Origin of the sequence: Dyella sp. C9, assembly GCF_003332825.1 — a bacterium.
In the GTDB taxonomy this organism is placed as follows: domain Bacteria; phylum Pseudomonadota; class Gammaproteobacteria; order Xanthomonadales; family Rhodanobacteraceae; genus Dyella.
In genome coordinates this window covers 24,838-40,403 of the sequence record NZ_QIRF01000001.1, presented here as the reverse complement: position 1 = coordinate 40,403, position 15,566 = coordinate 24,838, and the positions used below count along the sequence as shown (strand labels likewise).

The 15,566-nt window shown below is 67.6% G+C and carries 14 protein-coding genes; 8 read left to right on the top strand and 6 right to left on the bottom strand.

Annotated features, from left to right (window positions below; translation table 11 throughout):
- Nucleotides 1-59 precede the first annotated feature (59 nt).
- The 3 genes from mfd (at nt 60) to DVU99_RS00195 (ending at nt 5,253) form a co-directional block, all read left to right on the top strand.
- The gene (gene mfd, locus DVU99_RS00205; RefSeq protein WP_114238193.1) at nt 60-3,512 is read left to right on the top strand and encodes a transcription-repair coupling factor; all 3,453 of its coding nucleotides are present in this window, start codon (nt 60-62) and stop codon (nt 3,510-3,512) included.
- Between the two features lie 95 nt (nt 3,513-3,607).
- Nucleotides 3,608-4,018 (top strand): VOC family protein, encoded by a 411-nt coding sequence (locus DVU99_RS00200; RefSeq protein ID WP_114238192.1) that lies wholly within the window; start codon nt 3,608-3,610, stop codon nt 4,016-4,018.
- A 77-nt stretch (nt 4,019-4,095) separates the two neighbouring features.
- Complete coding sequence (locus DVU99_RS00195) at nt 4,096-5,253, top strand: calcium:proton antiporter (RefSeq protein ID WP_114238191.1); 1,158 nt, start codon at nt 4,096-4,098, stop codon at nt 5,251-5,253.
- Between the two features lie 19 nt (nt 5,254-5,272).
- Here DVU99_RS00195 and egtD read toward each other — a convergent pair whose 3' ends face one another.
- Nucleotides 5,273-6,268: an L-histidine N(alpha)-methyltransferase gene (gene egtD / locus DVU99_RS00190; protein ID WP_114238190.1), complete on the bottom strand. Its 996-nt coding sequence runs from the start codon at nt 6,266-6,268 to the stop codon at nt 5,273-5,275.
- Complete coding sequence (gene egtB, locus DVU99_RS00185; protein WP_114238189.1) at nt 6,265-7,518, bottom strand: ergothioneine biosynthesis protein EgtB; 1,254 nt, start codon at nt 7,516-7,518, stop codon at nt 6,265-6,267. Before egtB ends, egtD begins: the two co-directional genes overlap by 4 nt.
- A gap of 202 nt (nt 7,519-7,720) precedes the next feature.
- Between egtB and DVU99_RS00180 the strand changes: the two genes are divergently transcribed.
- On the top strand, nt 7,721-8,137 hold the full coding sequence (locus tag DVU99_RS00180; RefSeq protein WP_114238188.1) for a DUF6491 family protein: 417 nt from the start codon (nt 7,721-7,723) through the stop codon (nt 8,135-8,137).
- A 64-nt stretch (nt 8,138-8,201) separates the two neighbouring features.
- Here DVU99_RS00180 and DVU99_RS00175 read toward each other — a convergent pair whose 3' ends face one another.
- From DVU99_RS00175 to DVU99_RS00165, 3 genes are all read right to left on the bottom strand, one after another.
- A complete protein-coding gene (locus DVU99_RS00175) occupies nt 8,202-8,543 on the bottom strand; it encodes a hypothetical protein (protein WP_114238187.1) in 342 nt (113 codons plus the stop codon).
- Nucleotides 8,544-8,666: 123 nt separating this feature from the next.
- Entirely contained in the window at nt 8,667-10,862 is a 2,196-nt protein-coding gene (gene rlmKL, locus DVU99_RS00170) for a bifunctional 23S rRNA (guanine(2069)-N(7))-methyltransferase RlmK/23S rRNA (guanine(2445)-N(2))-methyltransferase RlmL (RefSeq protein ID WP_114238186.1), read from the bottom strand.
- On the bottom strand, nt 10,859-11,386 hold the full coding sequence (locus tag DVU99_RS00165) for an alpha/beta hydrolase (RefSeq protein ID WP_114238185.1): 528 nt from the start codon (nt 11,384-11,386) through the stop codon (nt 10,859-10,861). Before DVU99_RS00165 ends, rlmKL begins: the two co-directional genes overlap by 4 nt.
- Nucleotides 11,387-11,470: 84 nt before the next feature.
- Between DVU99_RS00165 and DVU99_RS00160 the strand changes: the two genes are divergently transcribed.
- The 4 genes from DVU99_RS00160 (at nt 11,471) to DVU99_RS00145 (ending at nt 14,380) form a co-directional block, all read left to right on the top strand.
- Nucleotides 11,471-12,037: an N-acetylmuramoyl-L-alanine amidase gene (locus DVU99_RS00160; protein ID WP_114238184.1), complete on the top strand. Its 567-nt coding sequence runs from the start codon at nt 11,471-11,473 to the stop codon at nt 12,035-12,037.
- A gap of 54 nt (nt 12,038-12,091) precedes the next feature.
- Nucleotides 12,092-12,955 carry an acyl-CoA thioesterase II gene (tesB, locus tag DVU99_RS00155; RefSeq protein ID WP_114238183.1) on the top strand — a complete coding sequence of 288 codons (864 nt, stop codon included), beginning with the start codon at nt 12,092-12,094 and terminating at the stop codon, nt 12,953-12,955.
- Between the two features lie 221 nt (nt 12,956-13,176).
- The gene (locus DVU99_RS00150) at nt 13,177-13,569 is read left to right on the top strand and encodes a DUF2007 domain-containing protein (protein ID WP_114238182.1); all 393 of its coding nucleotides are present in this window, start codon (nt 13,177-13,179) and stop codon (nt 13,567-13,569) included.
- Nucleotides 13,570-13,669: 100 nt separating this feature from the next.
- Nucleotides 13,670-14,380, top strand: a complete 711-nt coding sequence (locus tag DVU99_RS00145) for an arginyltransferase (protein ID WP_114238181.1) — start codon at nt 13,670-13,672, stop codon at nt 14,378-14,380.
- Between the two features lie 29 nt (nt 14,381-14,409).
- On the opposite strand, the gene adhP is transcribed toward DVU99_RS00145, so the two are convergent.
- Entirely contained in the window at nt 14,410-15,447 is a 1,038-nt protein-coding gene (gene adhP, locus DVU99_RS00140; protein ID WP_114238180.1) for an alcohol dehydrogenase AdhP, read from the bottom strand.
- Nucleotides 15,448-15,566 lie beyond the last annotated feature (119 nt).

Sequence of the window (15,566 nt, the reverse complement as noted above, 5' to 3'; positions counted from 1 at the left end):
TACACTTGCCCGCTTTCCCGGTGCGGCCCCGGCGCCGCGCCCCTGAACCTGGCGTCTGCATGGCCAAAACGATTCCGCATCCGTCCCTTCCCACCAGCCCCAAGCAGCGTCGCTTCTGGACGTCGCCGCATGGCTCCTCGCGTGCCCTGCTGGTGGCCGAGGCGGCCCGCTCGCACCACGGCCTGCTGGTGGCCATCACCCGCGATACCCAGCGGGCCCACGCGCTGGAAGACGAGCTGCGGGTATTTGCCGGCGGCCTGCCGGTGCTGCATTTCCCCGACTGGGAAACGCTGCCCTACGACGTGTTCAGTCCCCACCCGGAAATCGTCTCGCAACGCATCGCCACGCTGTTCCAGTTGCCGACTACCCAGCGCGGCGTGCTGGTGGTGCCGATCGCCACGCTGATGCAGCGCATCGCCCCGCGCAGCCATATCACCGGCAGCGGGCTGATGGTGCAGAAGGGCCAGAAGCTGGACCTGGCCACCGAACAGCGCAGGCTGGAAGCGGCCGGTTACCGCAATGTGCCGCAGGTGGGCGAGCCAGGCGACTTCGCCGTGCGTGGCGCGCTGATCGACATCTTCCCGATGGGTGCCGCCGAGCCCTATCGCATCGAACTGTTCGATGATGAGATCGAATCCATCCGCAGCTTCGATCCGGAAACGCAGCGCTCGCAGCAGCAGGTGGATCGCATCGAGCTGCTGCCCGCGCGCGAGTTTCCGCTCACCGAAAACGCCGCCAAGGATTTCCGCGTCCGCCTGCGCGAGCGCTTTCCCATCGACGTGCGCCGCTGTCCGCTGTACCAGGACATGAAGGAAGGCGTCACGCCCGGCGGCATCGAGTACTACCTGCCGATGTTCTTCGAGCAGACGGCTACCCTGTTCGACTACCTCGCTGACAACGCCGTGTTCCTGCTCGGCGAGGGTTCGCTGGAATCGGCCGAACAGTTCTGGACGCAGACCGGCGAACGCTACGACCAGCGCGCCCACGACATCGAACGCCCGGTGCTGCCGCCGGCCGAGCTGTACCTCGCGCCCGAACAGCTGCGCGAGCAGCTCAACAAGCGCCTGCGCATCGAGCTGGTGGAGAGCGGCCACGAGCACGCCCTGTCCAGCGAGACCCAGGTGGCGCCGGAGCTGCCGCTCAACCGCAAGGGCGAGGAACCCGGCACCTCGCTGCGCCATTTCCTCGCCCATTATCCGGGACGCGTGCTGATCGCCGCCGACTCGGCCGGCCGCCGCGAGGCGCTGATCGAGCAGCTCGCCAGCGCGGGCCTCAAGCCCGAGACGATCGACGGCTGGCAGGCCTTCCTGGCCAACGACAAGCTGCGCCTGGCGATCACCATCGCGTCGCTGGAACAGGGCTTTGCGCTCAATACCCCACCGCTCACCGTGCTTACCGAGCGTGAGCTGTTCGGCGAGCGCGTGCGTACCGACCGCAAGCGCCGTCGCGGTGCCGCGCGCGATCCGGAAAGCATCATCCGCGACCTCACCGAGCTGACCATCGGTGCACCGATCGTGCACGTCGACCACGGCGTGGGCCGCTACCAGGGCCTGGTGTCGATGGAGCTGGGCGGCATGGAGGGCGAGTTCCTCACCATCGAGTACGCCAAGGGCGACAAGCTCTACGTGCCGGTGGCGCAGCTGGGCCTGGTGAGCCGCTATACCGGCACGGCGCCTGAACTGGCGCCGCTGCATTCGCTCGGTGGCGACGCCTGGGAGCGTGCGCGCCGCAAGGCCGCCGAGAAGGTGCGTGACGTCGCCGCCGAACTGCTGGCGATCTATGCGCAGCGCGAGGCGCGCGGTGGCGAGTCGATGCCGATCGACCGCCAGCTGGTGGAGGAGTTCGGCGCGAGTTTCCCATTCGAGGAAACGCCCGATCAGTTGCAGGCGATCGACGCCGTGCTCAGCGACCTGGCCGCGCCACGCGCGATGGACCGCGTGATCTGCGGCGACGTGGGCTTCGGCAAGACCGAGGTGGCTCTGCGCGCCGCCTTCGCCGCGGCCACCGCCGGCAAGCAGGTGGCAGTGCTGGTGCCCACCACCCTGCTGGCCCAGCAGCACTACCGCAACTTCGCCGACCGCTTCGCCGACTGGCCGGTGCGCGTGGACGTGCTTTCGCGCTTCAAGTCGACCAAGGAAGTGAACGAGGCCCTCAAGCGCCTCACCGACGGCCAGATCGACGTGATCGTGGGCACGCACAAGCTGCTCGCGCCGGAGATCAAGTTCAAGAACCTTGGCCTGGTGGTGGTGGACGAGGAGCAGCGTTTCGGCGTGCGCCAGAAGGAACAGCTCAAGAAGCTGCGCGCCGAGGTCGACCTGCTCACCATGACCGCCACGCCGATCCCGCGCACGCTGAACATGGCGATGAGCGGACTGCGCGACCTCTCGCTGATCGCCACCCCGCCGGCCCATCGCATGGCGGTGCGTACCTTCATCTCGGCGTGGGAACCGGCCTTGATCCGCGAGGCGTTCCAGCGCGAGCTGCAGCGCGGCGGCCAGGTGTACTTCCTGCACAACGAGGTGGACACCATCGAACGCGCCGCGCGCGAGATTGAGGAACTGGTTCCCGAGGCCCGCATCGGCATCGCCCACGGCCAGATGCCCGAGCGCGAGCTGGAACGCGTGATGGCGGATTTCCACCGCCAGCGTTTCAACGTGCTGGTGTGCACCACCATCATCGAGACCGGCATCGACATCCCCACCGCCAACACCATCATCATCAACCGCGCCGACCGCTTCGGCCTGGCCCAGCTGCACCAGCTGCGTGGCCGCGTGGGCCGTTCGCACCATCGCGCCTATGCCTACCTGGTGGTGCCCGACCGCAAGGCGATGACCGCCGATGCGGAAAAGCGCCTGGAGGCGATCGCCTCGCTGGAGGAACTGGGCGCAGGCTTCACCCTGGCCACGCACGACCTGGAGATCCGCGGTGCCGGCGAGCTGCTGGGCGACGAGCAGTCGGGCCAGATCCAGGAGATAGGGTTCGGCCTGTACACTGAGCTGCTTGAACGTGCGGTGCGCGCGCTGAAGTCCGGCAAGCTGCCCGACTTCGACCTGAGCAGCGAGCACGAGACCGAGGTGGAACTGCACCTGCCGGCGCTGATCCCCGACGACTACCTGCCCGACGTGCATACGCGCCTGACGTTGTACAAGCGCATCGCCAGCGCCCGCAGCGAAGAACACCTGCGCGACCTGCAGGTGGAGATGATCGACCGCTTTGGCCTGCTGCCCGACCCCGCCAAGCAGTTGTTCGCCGTGGCCCAGCTCAAGCTGATGGCCACGCCGCTGGGCATCCGCAAGCTGGACTTCGGCGCCAACGGCGGGCGCATCACCTTCCGCGACAAGCCGGAGGTCGACCCGATGGCGATCATCCGCCTGATCCAGAGCCAGCCGCGCGTGTACAAGCTGGATGGACAGGACAAGCTCAAGGTAAACCTGGAGCTGCCCGGCGCCAGCGAACGCATCCGCGCCGCGCAGGAAGTGCTGGTGCAACTGGGGGCTCGCCGGCCCGGTTGATCCACGCCGGCGTCCGCGCCGGCAATCACCCGCGGACGACGGCGTGCAGGGCATGCTTCGCTGTTTGAGAGTCGATCGCACAGGGGGATTCGTGCATGCCCATCAACCGCTCCATGCCACCGGGCGACATCATTCCCGAGCTGGCTTATGACGAGGTGCCGATAGCGGCCGACTGGCTATGTCGCGCATTCGGCTTCCGCGAGCGCCTGCGCATCGGCGATCACCGCGTGCAGCTCGTGTTCGGCAACGCATCGATCGTGGTCACGCAGGGCGCCGGGCCAGCCGGCGCCTCGCACACGGTCATGCTGCGGGTGGCCGATGTCGACCGGCACTACCGCGAGGCTCTGTCATGCGGCGCACAGGTGGCGGCCCCGCCGGCCGACCAGCCGTACGGCGAACGCCAGTACGCCGCACTGGATATCGGCGGCCACCGCTGGGTGTTCTCGCAATCGATCGCGGACGTTCACCCCGCGGACTGGGGCGGCGCGCTGTACAACGTTTCCTAACGCGTCGTCCTGTGCCACGCTGGCGCACGGCGGCGGACACCCTGTCATCGCCATCCGGGTCACCAGGAGGTTCACGCATGACCACAGGCGCGCAATCGCTGGCCACCGAGCAGCCGATGTTCCAGCCGAAAATGCTCATACGCCCGGCCATCGCCTGGCTCACCGTCACCCTGTTCCTGGTGTTCGGCTCGGACTGGATGGCCCACCTGAGCCGCCACGAGATCGGCCTGTCGCTGTTCGCCTGGTTGTTCTTCGTGATCGTATGGGGCGCGTTCGGCGTGGTGCATGAGGCGGAGGAGCTGGCCAGCCTGCTGGGCGAGCCGGTGGGCACGCTGGTACTCACGCTGTCCATCGTCATTATCGAGGTGGTACTGATTTCGGCGGTGATGCTGGGCGCGGGCGATACCGCCACGCTGGCGCGCGACACCATGTTCGCGGTGCTGATGATCGTGCTCAACGGCGTGGTCGGGCTTGGCCTGCTGATCGGCGGCATCCGCCATCACGAGCAGGCATTCAACCTGCATGGCGCCTCGGCCTTCCTGGCGGTGATCATCCCGCTGGCCACCATCGCGCTGGTGCTGCCCAACTTCACTGCATCCACTTCGGACGGCTCGCTCACTTCGGTGCAGGCCGTGTGCTTCTCCCTGCTCACCATCGCGCTGTACGGCCTGTTCCTGTGGCTGCAGACGGGACGCTACAAGGGTTATTTCGTGGCGCCGCGCTCCGACACCGACGCCAACCTGCCCGCCGAGCCGCCGGCGCCGCCGCGCAAGCCGCGCAAGGGCGAGATGGCGTTCCACCTGCTGTTGCTGCTGGTGAACATCCTGCCGATCGTGATCCTGTCCAAGAGCCTGGCCAAGGTGCTGGACTACGGCATCGCCGCCACCGGCGCGCCGCATGCGCTGGGCGGCATCATCATCGCCATGCTGGTGTTCACGCCGGAAGGCATTTCCGCGCTGATCGCCATCCGCCGCGACGAACTGACCCGCGCCATCAACCTCTGCCTGGGCGGTGCCGCCTCGACGGTGGGCCTGACCGTACCGGCCGTGCTCGCCATCGGCCTGTTCACCGGCAAACCGGTGGTACTCGGCCTGCCGCCGGCCAGCATCGTGCTGCTCGCCTCGACCCTGGTGCTGAGCACCCTCACCTTCTCGGGCTGGCGCACCACCATGCTGGAAGGCGCGGTGCACCTTTCGATGTTCGCGGTGTTCCTGGTGCTGGTGTTCAGCCCCTGAGGCGGTGCAGTCCGCCGTCTCACTGTGCGAGGCGCGCGCGGGTGCCCGCACGCATCAGGTAATAGACGGCAAACATGCCCTGCGGATCGGTCCAGGCACGGATCACCTCCAGCCCTGCCTTGCCGGCCAGCGCGGCGAAGTCCGCGGGCGAATACTTGCAGCTGTATTCCACCTGCATCGCCTCGTCGTGTGCGAAAGGCACTGACTGGCGGCCCACGCGCACGCGCTGGTCGCGGGCACTGACCAGGAAGGTCTCGATGCGCCCGGCCATCGCGTTGTAGTGCGAGCGATGGCGGAATGCGCCGAGGTCGAAATCGCTGCCGATCTCGCGATTCAGGCGCACCAGCATGTTGAGCGTGAACTCGGCGGTGACCCCCGCCTTGTCGTTGTACGCCGCCTCGATGGTCGCCGTGTCCTTCTTCAGGTCGGCGCCGATCAGGATGCCTCCGTTGTCGCCCATCTCGCCGCGCATCTTGCGCAGCAGGCTGGTGGCGTCACGCGCGTCGAAATTGCCGATGGTCGATCCGGGGAAATAGAGCACTGTGCGCCGCGGCGCGCGTGGCGGGATGGGGAGTCGCAAGGCGCGGGTGAAATCGCTGTGCAACGCCTGCACCGGCAGCTGCGGGAAACGCACGGCCAGGTCCTGCACGCACAGGCGCAAGGGCTCGGTCGAAATCTCCACCGGCACGTAGGAAACCGGTGCATGCATGTGGGCCAGCAGCATCTGCGTCTTGAGCGCGCTGCCGCTGCCGTACTCCACCAGCCGCACGTCTTCGCCCAGCACCTCGGCCATCTCGCCAGCGTGGGCCGCCATCAACGCGATCTCGCAACGGGTCAGGTAGTACTCCGGCTGCTCGCAGATGGCTTCGAACAGCTGCGAGCCACGCTCGTCGTAGAACAGCCACGAAGGCAGCCGCTTGGGACGGGCACGCAGGCCGCGCTGCACGATCCCCACCAGGTCGTCGACGGGCGGGCGACGGTCGTCGTCTCGGAGGTCGAAGGCTTGCACGTTCATCGGTCCTGCCCCAGGCGTATCCCCATGAACTGCCAGCGCGCATGGGGTGGGAAGAAATTCCGGTAGCTTGCGCGGATGTGGTCTCGCGGCGTCACGCAGGCGCCGCCGCGCAACACCCACTGCCCGCACATGAATTTGCCGTTGTATTCGCCCAACGCCCCTGCGAGCGGACGGAACCCGGGATAGCTGACGTACGGCGAGGCGGTCCATTCCCAGACGTCGCCGAACATCTGCAGCAGCCCCAGCTCCGGAGCGGCCGCCCGAGGGTGATAGGCCTGCTCATCCAGCAGGTTGCCCTGCACCGGCATCGATGCTGCCGCGCTCTCCCACTCGGCCTCGGTGGGCAGCCGTGCGCCGGCCCAGCGCGCAAAGGCGTCCGCCTCGTAGTAACTGACATGGCTTACCGGTGCATGCGGATCGATCGGCTGCACGCCGGCCAGCGTGAATTCGCTGGCCAGGTCCGGCTGCCAATACAACGGCCGCTGCCATTGTTCGCGGGACACGACGTCCCAGCCATCGGACAACCACAGCGACGACTCACGATAGCCGCCATCGTGCACGAAGGCGGCGAACTCGGCATTGGTAATCAGGCGATTGGCCAGCGCATGCGGCGGCAGCAGCACGCGATGGCGGGGCGACTCGTTGTCGAAACCGAAACCGGGGCCGTCGTGTCCGATGGTGCCGAGACCTTCGGCCCCAACGATGAACTCCAGCGCCGCGGCGGTGCTGCTCGACGGTACTGCCAGTCGCGCGGTGTACGCGGGCAACAGCGGGTTGGTGGAGAACGCGTGCTTGATGTCGGTGAGCAGCAGCTCTTGATGCTGTTGTTCGTGCTCGAGCCCGAGCTCGACCACCGCCAGCGTGGCCGCATCGGCGCCCCGCAACAGCAACTCGGCCACCGCATCGTCGACCCGCTCGCGGTAGTCGCGGATCTGCGCCGTGCCCGGTCGCGACAGCAGCCCGCGCTGCGGGCGGGCATGCATCGGCCCCACCGATTGGTAGTAGGAGTTGAACAGGTAATGCCACTCTGGATGCGGCGAACGGTACTTGCCGTCGCGCTCCAGTACGAACTGCTCGAAGAACCAGGTGGTGTGCGCAAGATGCCATTTGGCTGGACTGGCGTCCGGCATCGACTGCACCATCATGTCCTCGGGGCTGAGCGGCGCGCAGAGCGCCACGCTGCGTGACCGGATGTGCCGGAATCGCAGTGCCAGCGCCTCGGCCTGGAGGGCCGATTGCGCCAGGCTCATAGCCGCCTCCGGCGGGCATGCCGACCTTGGCCGACGAGTGTCCTTTGCATGCGGGTGGTGTCGGGCAAGCACATGCCGCGCACCATGCCGGACCGGCCGTTCACATATCGTGATGCGCTGATGGCGGATGCTTGACAGCGCCGTATGCGACCACCATGGTCGTGCGTCCAGGCCGGTGTCCCTTCCACCCGTGAGGTGACCTATGAAAGCGCATGCCTTCTTTCTGCTGGCAGCATCCCTTGCCGCCACCGGCGCCCTCGCCGCCGACCAGCCCCCTCCCGCCTATACCCCGCTGCGCCCCGTAAGCGAGTGCCTGCGGCCTGACCGCATCAACGAGTGGTATGTGGTCGACAGCCAGACCGTGGTCGCCCGCACCGGGCCCGACCATTACCTGGTCAAGTTGCAGGCCACCTGCCCGCGGCTGGGCATCGGCCAGAGCCTGCGCTTCAACCCGAATCGCTCGAACCTTGCGGTCGGAATGGGGGCTTTGTGCGGCGAGGCGGGAGAGACGCTGTCATCGCGCAGCCAACCCCCGTGCGCGGTGCAATCGATCGCCAAGATCGACAAGGCCCAGTATCAGCAGCTCAGCGCCAAGGCGATCCAAAGCGGCAATCCGTGATCGTCCCTGAAACGACAAGGGCCCGGCATTGGCCGGGCCCTTGTTGCGCGTACATCAGTCGCGATCAGTGACCGTAGTAACGGTAGCCGCCGCGATAGTAGTAGCCGCCGCGGTGGTAGTAGCCCGGGTGGCCGCCGACCACGACCGTGGCACCCACGGCCGGGCCGTAGACGACCGGCGCGGGAGCCGGAGCATAGACCACCGGGGCCGGCGCGTAGACGACCGGGGCCGGCGCGTACACCACCGGGGCCGGCGCGTAGTAACCCGCGCCCACGACCGGCAGGCCGACGCCGATGTTCAAGCTCACATGGCTACCGGCGAAGGCTGGTGCAACGGTGGCACAGCCGATCAGCATGGCAGTGGCCAGTGCAACGCGCTTGACGGTGGAAAGCTTGGACTTGTTCATGAGTTGTCTCCCAAGGGAGGCTTGATTCCGGTGGGGGATTCGCGTCACCCCCATCGCTCTTTGCCTGGATCAATGCTCTGACTTTTGCGCTGAATCCGCACTGAGTAAAAAACGGTAAAACAACTAGCGGCGACCCTGATTGCGGACGTGGTTCACACTGCCGCCCCAAGGCGACTCCTGCGGATGCAGGCGCAGCAGCCAACAGCCATGGATGTCCGAACGCCGGCTGAAATCGAAGGGAATGCTGGGCACGCTCCAGTCCTCGATGCTGAACCGTTCAGCCAGCGCTTCATGATCCAGTTTGAAGCGCCGGAAATTGTTCGAGAACACGATCACGCCATCGCCCGCCAGCCGCTCGGCGCAGGCCAGCAGCAGCTGAACGTGGTCGCGCTGGACGTCGAAATCCTCCGCACGCTTGGAGTTGGAGAAGGTCGGCGGGTCCACGTAGATCAGCCCGTAACGCTCGCGATCCTGCTTCAGGAACGCCACTGCGTCGGCCTGCATCAGGCGATGGCGCGAGCCGGTGAATCCGTTCAGCGCCAGGTTGCGCGAGGCCCACTCGAGGTAGGTGGCCGAGAGATCCACGCTGGTGGTATCGCGGGCGCCGCCAGCGGCCGCGTAGACGCTGGCGGTGGCGGTATAGGCGAACAGGTTGAGGAAGCGTCGCCCCGAGGCCAGTTCGCGCACCTTCTGGCGCACCAGCCGGTGGTCGAGGAACAGGCCGGTGTCGAGGTAATCGGTCAGGTTGACCAGGAACTTCAGGCCACCCTCGGCCACCTCAATGAAATCACCGCGCTGGTCGAACTGGCCGTACTTGGAGCCACCCTTGCCGCGTTCTCGGGTCTTCAGTGCGATGCGCTCGCGCGACACGCCGAACACCTCGCCCGCCACCCGGACGATCTCGCGCAGGCGATGCCGCGCGGTCTCGGCGGGGATCTCGGCGGGCGCGCGGTATTCCTGGATATGCAGCCAGGGCTGGCCACCGTCGTCGGCGTAGACATCGATCGCCGCGGCGTACTCGGGCAGGTCCTGGTCGTAGGCGCGCCAGCAGTGCACGCCTTCGCGCTCCAGCCGCTTGCGCAAGTGGCGCAGGTTCTTCTCCAGCCGGTTGCGCAACATCTGCGCGCCCTCGGACAGCGGCTTTACCTCGCGCGGCGTTTCGCTGCGCGCGTGCAGCTCGAAGATCAGCAGCACGGTTTCCAGCGCGCCGTTGTACAGCGCGTACTTCTTCTCGGCACGCAACGGAATGGCATGGCCAAGCTCGGCATCACCCGCCAGCACCGCGGCGCGCCAGCCTGCAAAACGCTCGCGCAGGCTTTCACCCAGCGCGCGATAGAGCTTGGGCATCTCGACGCGATCGCCCAGGCGTTCGCCATAGGGGGGATTGGTGATCACCAGGCCGCGGGTGTAACCCGGCGGCGGCGCCACATGGGTGGCATCGTGCTTGTCCAGGGTGAGGAAACCGGCCACGCCGGCCTCCTGCGCGTTGCGCTTGGCGGTCTGCACCATGCGCGGATCGGCATCGCTGCCGAAGAAGCAGCTGCGCAGCGCCCGCAGACCGGCCTCAGCGCGCTGCCGGGCCTCGTCCAGCAGGCCACGCCACAGCCCGATGTCGTGCTTGGCCCAGCCCAGGAAACCGTAGTACTCGCGATGCAGGCCGGGCGCCACGTCGGCGGCCATCCAGGCGCCTTCGATCAGCAGCGTGCCGGAGCCACACATCGGGTCGAGCAGCGCGCCGCCTTCGGCGTAGATCTCCGGCCAGCGCGCACGCAGCAGCATGGCCGCGGCCAGGTTTTCCTTCAGCGGCGCCTCGCCCTGCAGTTCGCGCCAGCCGCGGCGATGCAGCGGCGCACCGGCCAGGTCCAGCGACAGCGTGGCGCGGTCACGGCGCAGGCGCAGGTTGATGCGTATGTCGGGCTCGTCGGTGTCCACGCCGGGCCGCGAACCGTCGCGCTGCCGGAACTGGTCGACCACCGCGTCCTTCACGCGCTGGGCGATGAACTGGCTGTGGGTGAGCTTGCTCTGCGCCGAGTTGGCATCCACCGCCAGCGTGGCGTGGGAAGCCAGGTGCTGCGACCAGTCGATGGCCTGCACGCCGGCATACAGCGCGTCGTCGGTGGCCGCGTCGAACTCGGCCAGCGGCATCAGCACGCGGCTGGCCAGGCGGGACCACAGGCAGGCGCGGTAGGCCATTTCCAGCGAACCGGCAAAGTGTACGCCGGCCAGCGCCTCGCGCACGTCGCTGGCACCCAGCGCGACCAGTTCGTCGCGCAACAGGTATTCCAGACCTTTCGGACAGGTGGCGAAGAAGGCGCTCATGCGGACGGCGCCAGTTGCGTCAGGAACAGGCCGAACTGCTCGACGATGCGCTCCACGCTGTCGCCCAGGCGGTGATCGTCATCGACCATCAGCAGCGGCAGGCGACGGCGCGAGGCAAAGGCAATGATGCCCTCGGGCGGGCACACGTCGTCCTGCCAGCCGTGGTACAGCAGGGTGGGCACCCCGGGACTGAGGTCGAAGGCCTGCCGATAGCCGGGAATTTCGCTGGGCGTAGCGAGCAGGAACAGGCCGGCGACCGGCCGCTGCAGCGAGGCCAGGCCGGACACGAACGCGCCCATGCTGGATCCGACCAGCACCGGAGGCGTATCCAGGGCGTCGATCGCCGCCAGCAGGCGGTTGACGCGCGGGTCGACCGCACCGGCGTAGCCCGGGAGGTCATCGCTGCGGTAGTCCGGACGCTGGGTCGTCCAGCCCAGCGACTCGGCGAAGGCGGCCAGCACGCTGACCTTGGTGGCGTCCGGACCGGAGTCCGAGCCATGCGAAAGAATGATCTGGCCGCCCATCGCGGTCTCCAAACTGCGTCCATCAGGCCGCGCATGGTAACAGGCGGCGTTTCGCGGCATGGTCGAGCGTGCGAGACTCGCCCGATGACCGTGACCGTCGTCGACCAGCCCCTGCCCTACGTTTCCCGTCTCCCCGAGCGTCCCGCCGGCGCGGTGGAGATGGCGGTGATCCACTGCACCGAGCTGCCGGACCTCGCCACCGCCCGCGAATACGGCGAGCGGGTGCTGTACGAGGATCGCGGCACCGGCGCCAGCGGCCACTACTACATCGACCGGGACGGGGCCATTTACCGGTACGTGCCGACCAACCGGGTGGCCAACCACGTGCGCGGCCACAACCCCAACTCCATCGGCATCGAGCTGGTGAACCTGGGCCGCTACCCACACTGGTGGGATTCCCGCCACCAGACCATGACCGAACCCTATACGCCGGCCCAACTCGCCGCCCTGACCGCCCTGCTGGCCGAACTTCGCCGGATCCACCCCAACCTGCAGCTGATCGCAGGCCACGAGGACCTGGACACGGCCCGGCTGCCAGCCAGCGACGATCCCGGCGTGGAGGTGCCACGCAAGCTCGACCCCGGCCCGCTGTTCCCCTGGGCCGAGGTGCTGGCGGCCAGTGGGCTGACCCGCGCCGGCGCCGGCCACTGAAGCGGCCGGGCGGCCCGGCTATAATCGCCGGCCATCTTTCCCCTGAGCCCTGCCATGACGGAAACCCACGTCCGAGAACTGGTCGACCTGCTTGAACTGGAGCGGCTGGAGGACAACCTTTTCCGCGGCCAGAGCCGGGACATCGGCACCCATTTCGTATTCGGCGGCCAGGTGCTGGGCCAGGCCCTGTCGGCCGCGCAGCGCACGGTGGATGCCGGCCGCGAGGCCCATTCGCTGCATGCCTACTTCCTGCGCGCCGGCGACATCAACGCGCCCATCGTCTACAGCGTGGAGCGCACCCGCGACGGCGGCACGTTCTCCTCGCGCCGGGTGGTGGCGATCCAGCACGGCCAGCCGATCCTGAACGGCTCGATCTCGTTCCAGGTGCCTGAGCCCGGCTTCGAGCATCAGTCCTCGATGCCCGAGGTGCCGATGCCCGAGGACATCTCGCCGATGCAGCCGCTGCCGCCGGAACAGCTGGCCAAGCTGCCGGAGAAGCTGCAGCGCTGGCTGGGCGTGGACGCGCCGTTCGAGATCCGCCACGTGTGGCCGCAGGCCAAGCTGCCCCCGGTCAAGCGCCCGCCGTACCAGCACATCTGGTTCCGCCTCACCGCGCCGGTGGGTGATTCGCCGGCACTGCACCGCTCGCTGCTGGCCTATGCCTCGGATTTCAACCTGATCGGCACCGCCACCCTGCCCCACGGCATCTCGTACTACACGCACAACGTGCAGATGGCGAGCCTGGACCATGCGCTGTGGTTCCACCGTCCGTTCCGGGTGGACGAGTGGCTGCTGTACTCGTTCGACAGCCCGACCGCCCAGGGCGCGCGCGGGCTGGCCCGTGGCCAGATCTTCACGCGCGATGGCCGGCTGGTGGCCTCCACCGCCCAGGAAGGCCTGATCCGCCTGCGCAACTGAGCGATGGCGCAGGCGTAGTAAAATCACCCATGCATCGGGCGCGGCTTGCACCGCCCCGCCGTTCGCGAAAACCTCGAATGGCTTGTCATGGCCGCGCCAGCGGGAGCTCCGCTGGCTATCCGGCCGCCGCGCAGCAAGGCCACGGGCTCCCGGCAGCCGCCGGGATGACGAGCAGGAAACCGGTTTCCCGCAGCCCCGGGCAACAACCACAGGCTTACTCCATGCGCCAGCTGTACACCTCGCCCCGCCAGGAAAACATCGACCGCGTCGCTTCGCTGTTGGCCGAGCATGGCATCGAGTACACCATCGAGAACCGCTCCAACTACCGCCGACCCAGCTATCAGCGCTTCAGCTACTCGCAGCGCAACGAAAACCGCGAGGAATGGGCCCAGGTGTGGGTGAGCAAGGCCGACGACTACACCCGCGCCCGCGCCCTGCTGAAGGAACTGGGCATCGAGCCGGTGATCCGCCACGGCGAGGAGCTGGCGCTGGCCCGCAACCCCACCGCGGAATCGCGGCGCCAGGGCACGGCCACGCGGGTCCGGCGCATCGTGATGCTGGCGGTGGCAGGCGCCTTCGTGGTGCTGATGCTGCGTTACATGGGCGTCATCTGAGCCGGCTGAATATCCGGCGTTGGCTTACTGGCTGATCCGACTGCATTTGTCGGTGTTTTCCTACTCACACGCCGGCCCGAACCGGACATAGAATCGGACCATGCGCTCCGACCGTGTCCGCCTCTTCCAAACCCTGCCGCACACCTGCGGCTATTTTGCCGAGCGCACGGCACAGAACCTGGTGATCGACCCGGCTGCCCCGCAGCTGGACCAGCTCTACGGCCCGGCACTGGAACGCGGTTTCCGGCGCGCCGGCGGCCACCTGTACTACCCGTACTGCAGCAACTGCCGGGCCTGCACACCCTGCCGCATCGATGTCGCCCATTTCACGCCCGACCGCAGCCAGCGCCGCTGCCTCAAGCGCAATGGCGACCTGCAGGTGGTCGAGTCGATGGCTGGCTACAACGCCGAACGACACGCGCTGTACGAGCGTTACCTGCGCCAACGGCACCCGGGCGGGGGCATGGACGAAGCTGACGCCAGCGATTTCCGGCGCTTTCTCACCGCCCCCTGGAGCCCCACGCTGTTCCTCGAGTTCCGCGAGGGCTCGCGCCTGCTGGGCGTGGCGGTGACCGACGTATGCCTGCAAGGCCTGTCGGCGGTCTATACATTCTACGACCCCGACGAGACGGAACGTAGCCTGGGTACGTACGCGATCCTGCAACAAGTGGCCCTGGCCCAGCGCCGTGGCCTGCCCTGGGTCTACCTGGGCTTCTGGATCGCCGGCCACCCGAAGATGGACTACAAGAAGCGCTTCCGCCCGCTGCAGATTCGCACCAGCGAGGGCTGGGTGGAAATGCCCGAGGGCTGAACCCACCCAGCCGTACCGGAAGCGCTCGCTCAGGGCTGCCCGATGTCCAGCACCACGCGGCCCTGGATGTGGCCTTCGCGCAGGCCCTGCAGCACATCGTTCACGTCTTCCAGCTTGCGCCGCTCGATGGTGGCCGCGACCTTGCCGCGCGCGGCGAAGTCGACGGCTTCGGCCAGGTCGCTGCGTGTGCCGACGATGGAGCCGCGGATGGTGAGGCGCTTGAGCACCACGTCGAAGATCGGCGTGGCGAAATCACCGGGCGGCAGGCCGACCAGGCTCATGGTGCCGCGACGACGGGTGAAATGGAGCGCCTGCGAAAACGCCGGCGGCGAAACCGCCGTGACCAGCACGCCATGGGCGCCACCATGGGTGGCGTCGAGCACGTCCTGGACGGCATGCGGGCTGCGTGCGTCCACCGTGGCGGAGGCACCCAGCTTGCGTGCCAGCGCGAGCTTTTCGTCGGCCACGTCCACCGCCACCACCTGCAGGCCCATCGCGGTGGCGTACTGGATGGCGAGATGGCCAAGTCCACCGATGCCGGAGATGGCGATCCACTCGCCCGGGCGCGTATCCGTTTCACGGATGCCCTTGTAGGTGGTGACGCCGGCGCAAAGGATCGGCGCCATCATGGCGAAATCCACGTTGTCGGGCAGGCGCGCCACATAGGCCGCATTGCCGATCGCATATTCGGCGAAACTGCCGTCGACGCTGTAACCGCTGTTGTGCTGGGTTTCGCACAGGGTCTCCCAGCCGGTGATGCAGTACTCGCAATGCCCGCAGGCGTCATGCAGCCACGCGATACCGACCGGATCGCCAACCTTGAGGTTCTCCACGCCCTCGCCCAGCGCCGCCACCACGCCCACGCCTTCGTGGCCCGGCACGAAAGGTGGCTCGGGCTTCACCGGCCAGTCGCCATCCACCGCATGCACGTCGGTGTGGCATACGCCGCTGCAGACGATCTTCACCAGCACTTCGCCGCGGCCGGGCACCGGTACGGGGATTTCCTCGATGCGCAACGGTTCGCCGAAACGGTGGGCGACGGCGGCTTTCATCGTCTTGGGGACCATGGGTCATCTCCTTGGAAGTGGCAGAACATGCCTGCCCGCGCCCGAGGCACGGGCACCAGCACGACTGGGGACCGCTCCAAGATGCCGCCCATCGCGTGATGGGCGGGTGACCAGGATCA

Bases quoted from the DNA above. Each gene is read 5' to 3' on its own strand.
- tesB (WP_114238183.1), top strand. From the start codon at position 12,092: ATGACGGAAACCCACGTCCGAGAACTGGTCGACCTGCTTGAACTGGAG.
- DVU99_RS00165 (WP_114238185.1), bottom strand. From the start codon at position 11,386: ATGGGCGGCCAGATCATTCTTTCGCATGGCTCGGACTCCGGTCCGGAC.
- DVU99_RS00150 (WP_114238182.1), top strand. From the start codon at position 13,177: ATGCGCCAGCTGTACACCTCGCCCCGCCAGGAAAACATCGACCGCGTC.
- mfd (WP_114238193.1), top strand. From the start codon at position 60: ATGGCCAAAACGATTCCGCATCCGTCCCTTCCCACCAGCCCCAAGCAG.
- DVU99_RS00145 (WP_114238181.1), top strand. From the start codon at position 13,670: ATGCGCTCCGACCGTGTCCGCCTCTTCCAAACCCTGCCGCACACCTGC.
- DVU99_RS00175 (WP_114238187.1), bottom strand. From the start codon at position 8,543: ATGAACAAGTCCAAGCTTTCCACCGTCAAGCGCGTTGCACTGGCCACT.
- egtB (WP_114238189.1), bottom strand. From the start codon at position 7,518: ATGAGCCTGGCGCAATCGGCCCTCCAGGCCGAGGCGCTGGCACTGCGA.
- DVU99_RS00160 (WP_114238184.1), top strand. From the start codon at position 11,471: ATGACCGTGACCGTCGTCGACCAGCCCCTGCCCTACGTTTCCCGTCTC.
- DVU99_RS00200 (WP_114238192.1), top strand. From the start codon at position 3,608: ATGCCCATCAACCGCTCCATGCCACCGGGCGACATCATTCCCGAGCTG.
- egtD (WP_114238190.1), bottom strand. From the start codon at position 6,268: ATGAACGTGCAAGCCTTCGACCTCCGAGACGACGACCGTCGCCCGCCC.
- DVU99_RS00180 (WP_114238188.1), top strand. From the start codon at position 7,721: ATGAAAGCGCATGCCTTCTTTCTGCTGGCAGCATCCCTTGCCGCCACC.
- DVU99_RS00195 (WP_114238191.1), top strand. From the start codon at position 4,096: ATGACCACAGGCGCGCAATCGCTGGCCACCGAGCAGCCGATGTTCCAG.
- rlmKL (WP_114238186.1), bottom strand. From the start codon at position 10,862: ATGAGCGCCTTCTTCGCCACCTGTCCGAAAGGTCTGGAATACCTGTTG.
- adhP (WP_114238180.1), bottom strand. From the start codon at position 15,447: ATGGTCCCCAAGACGATGAAAGCCGCCGTCGCCCACCGTTTCGGCGAA.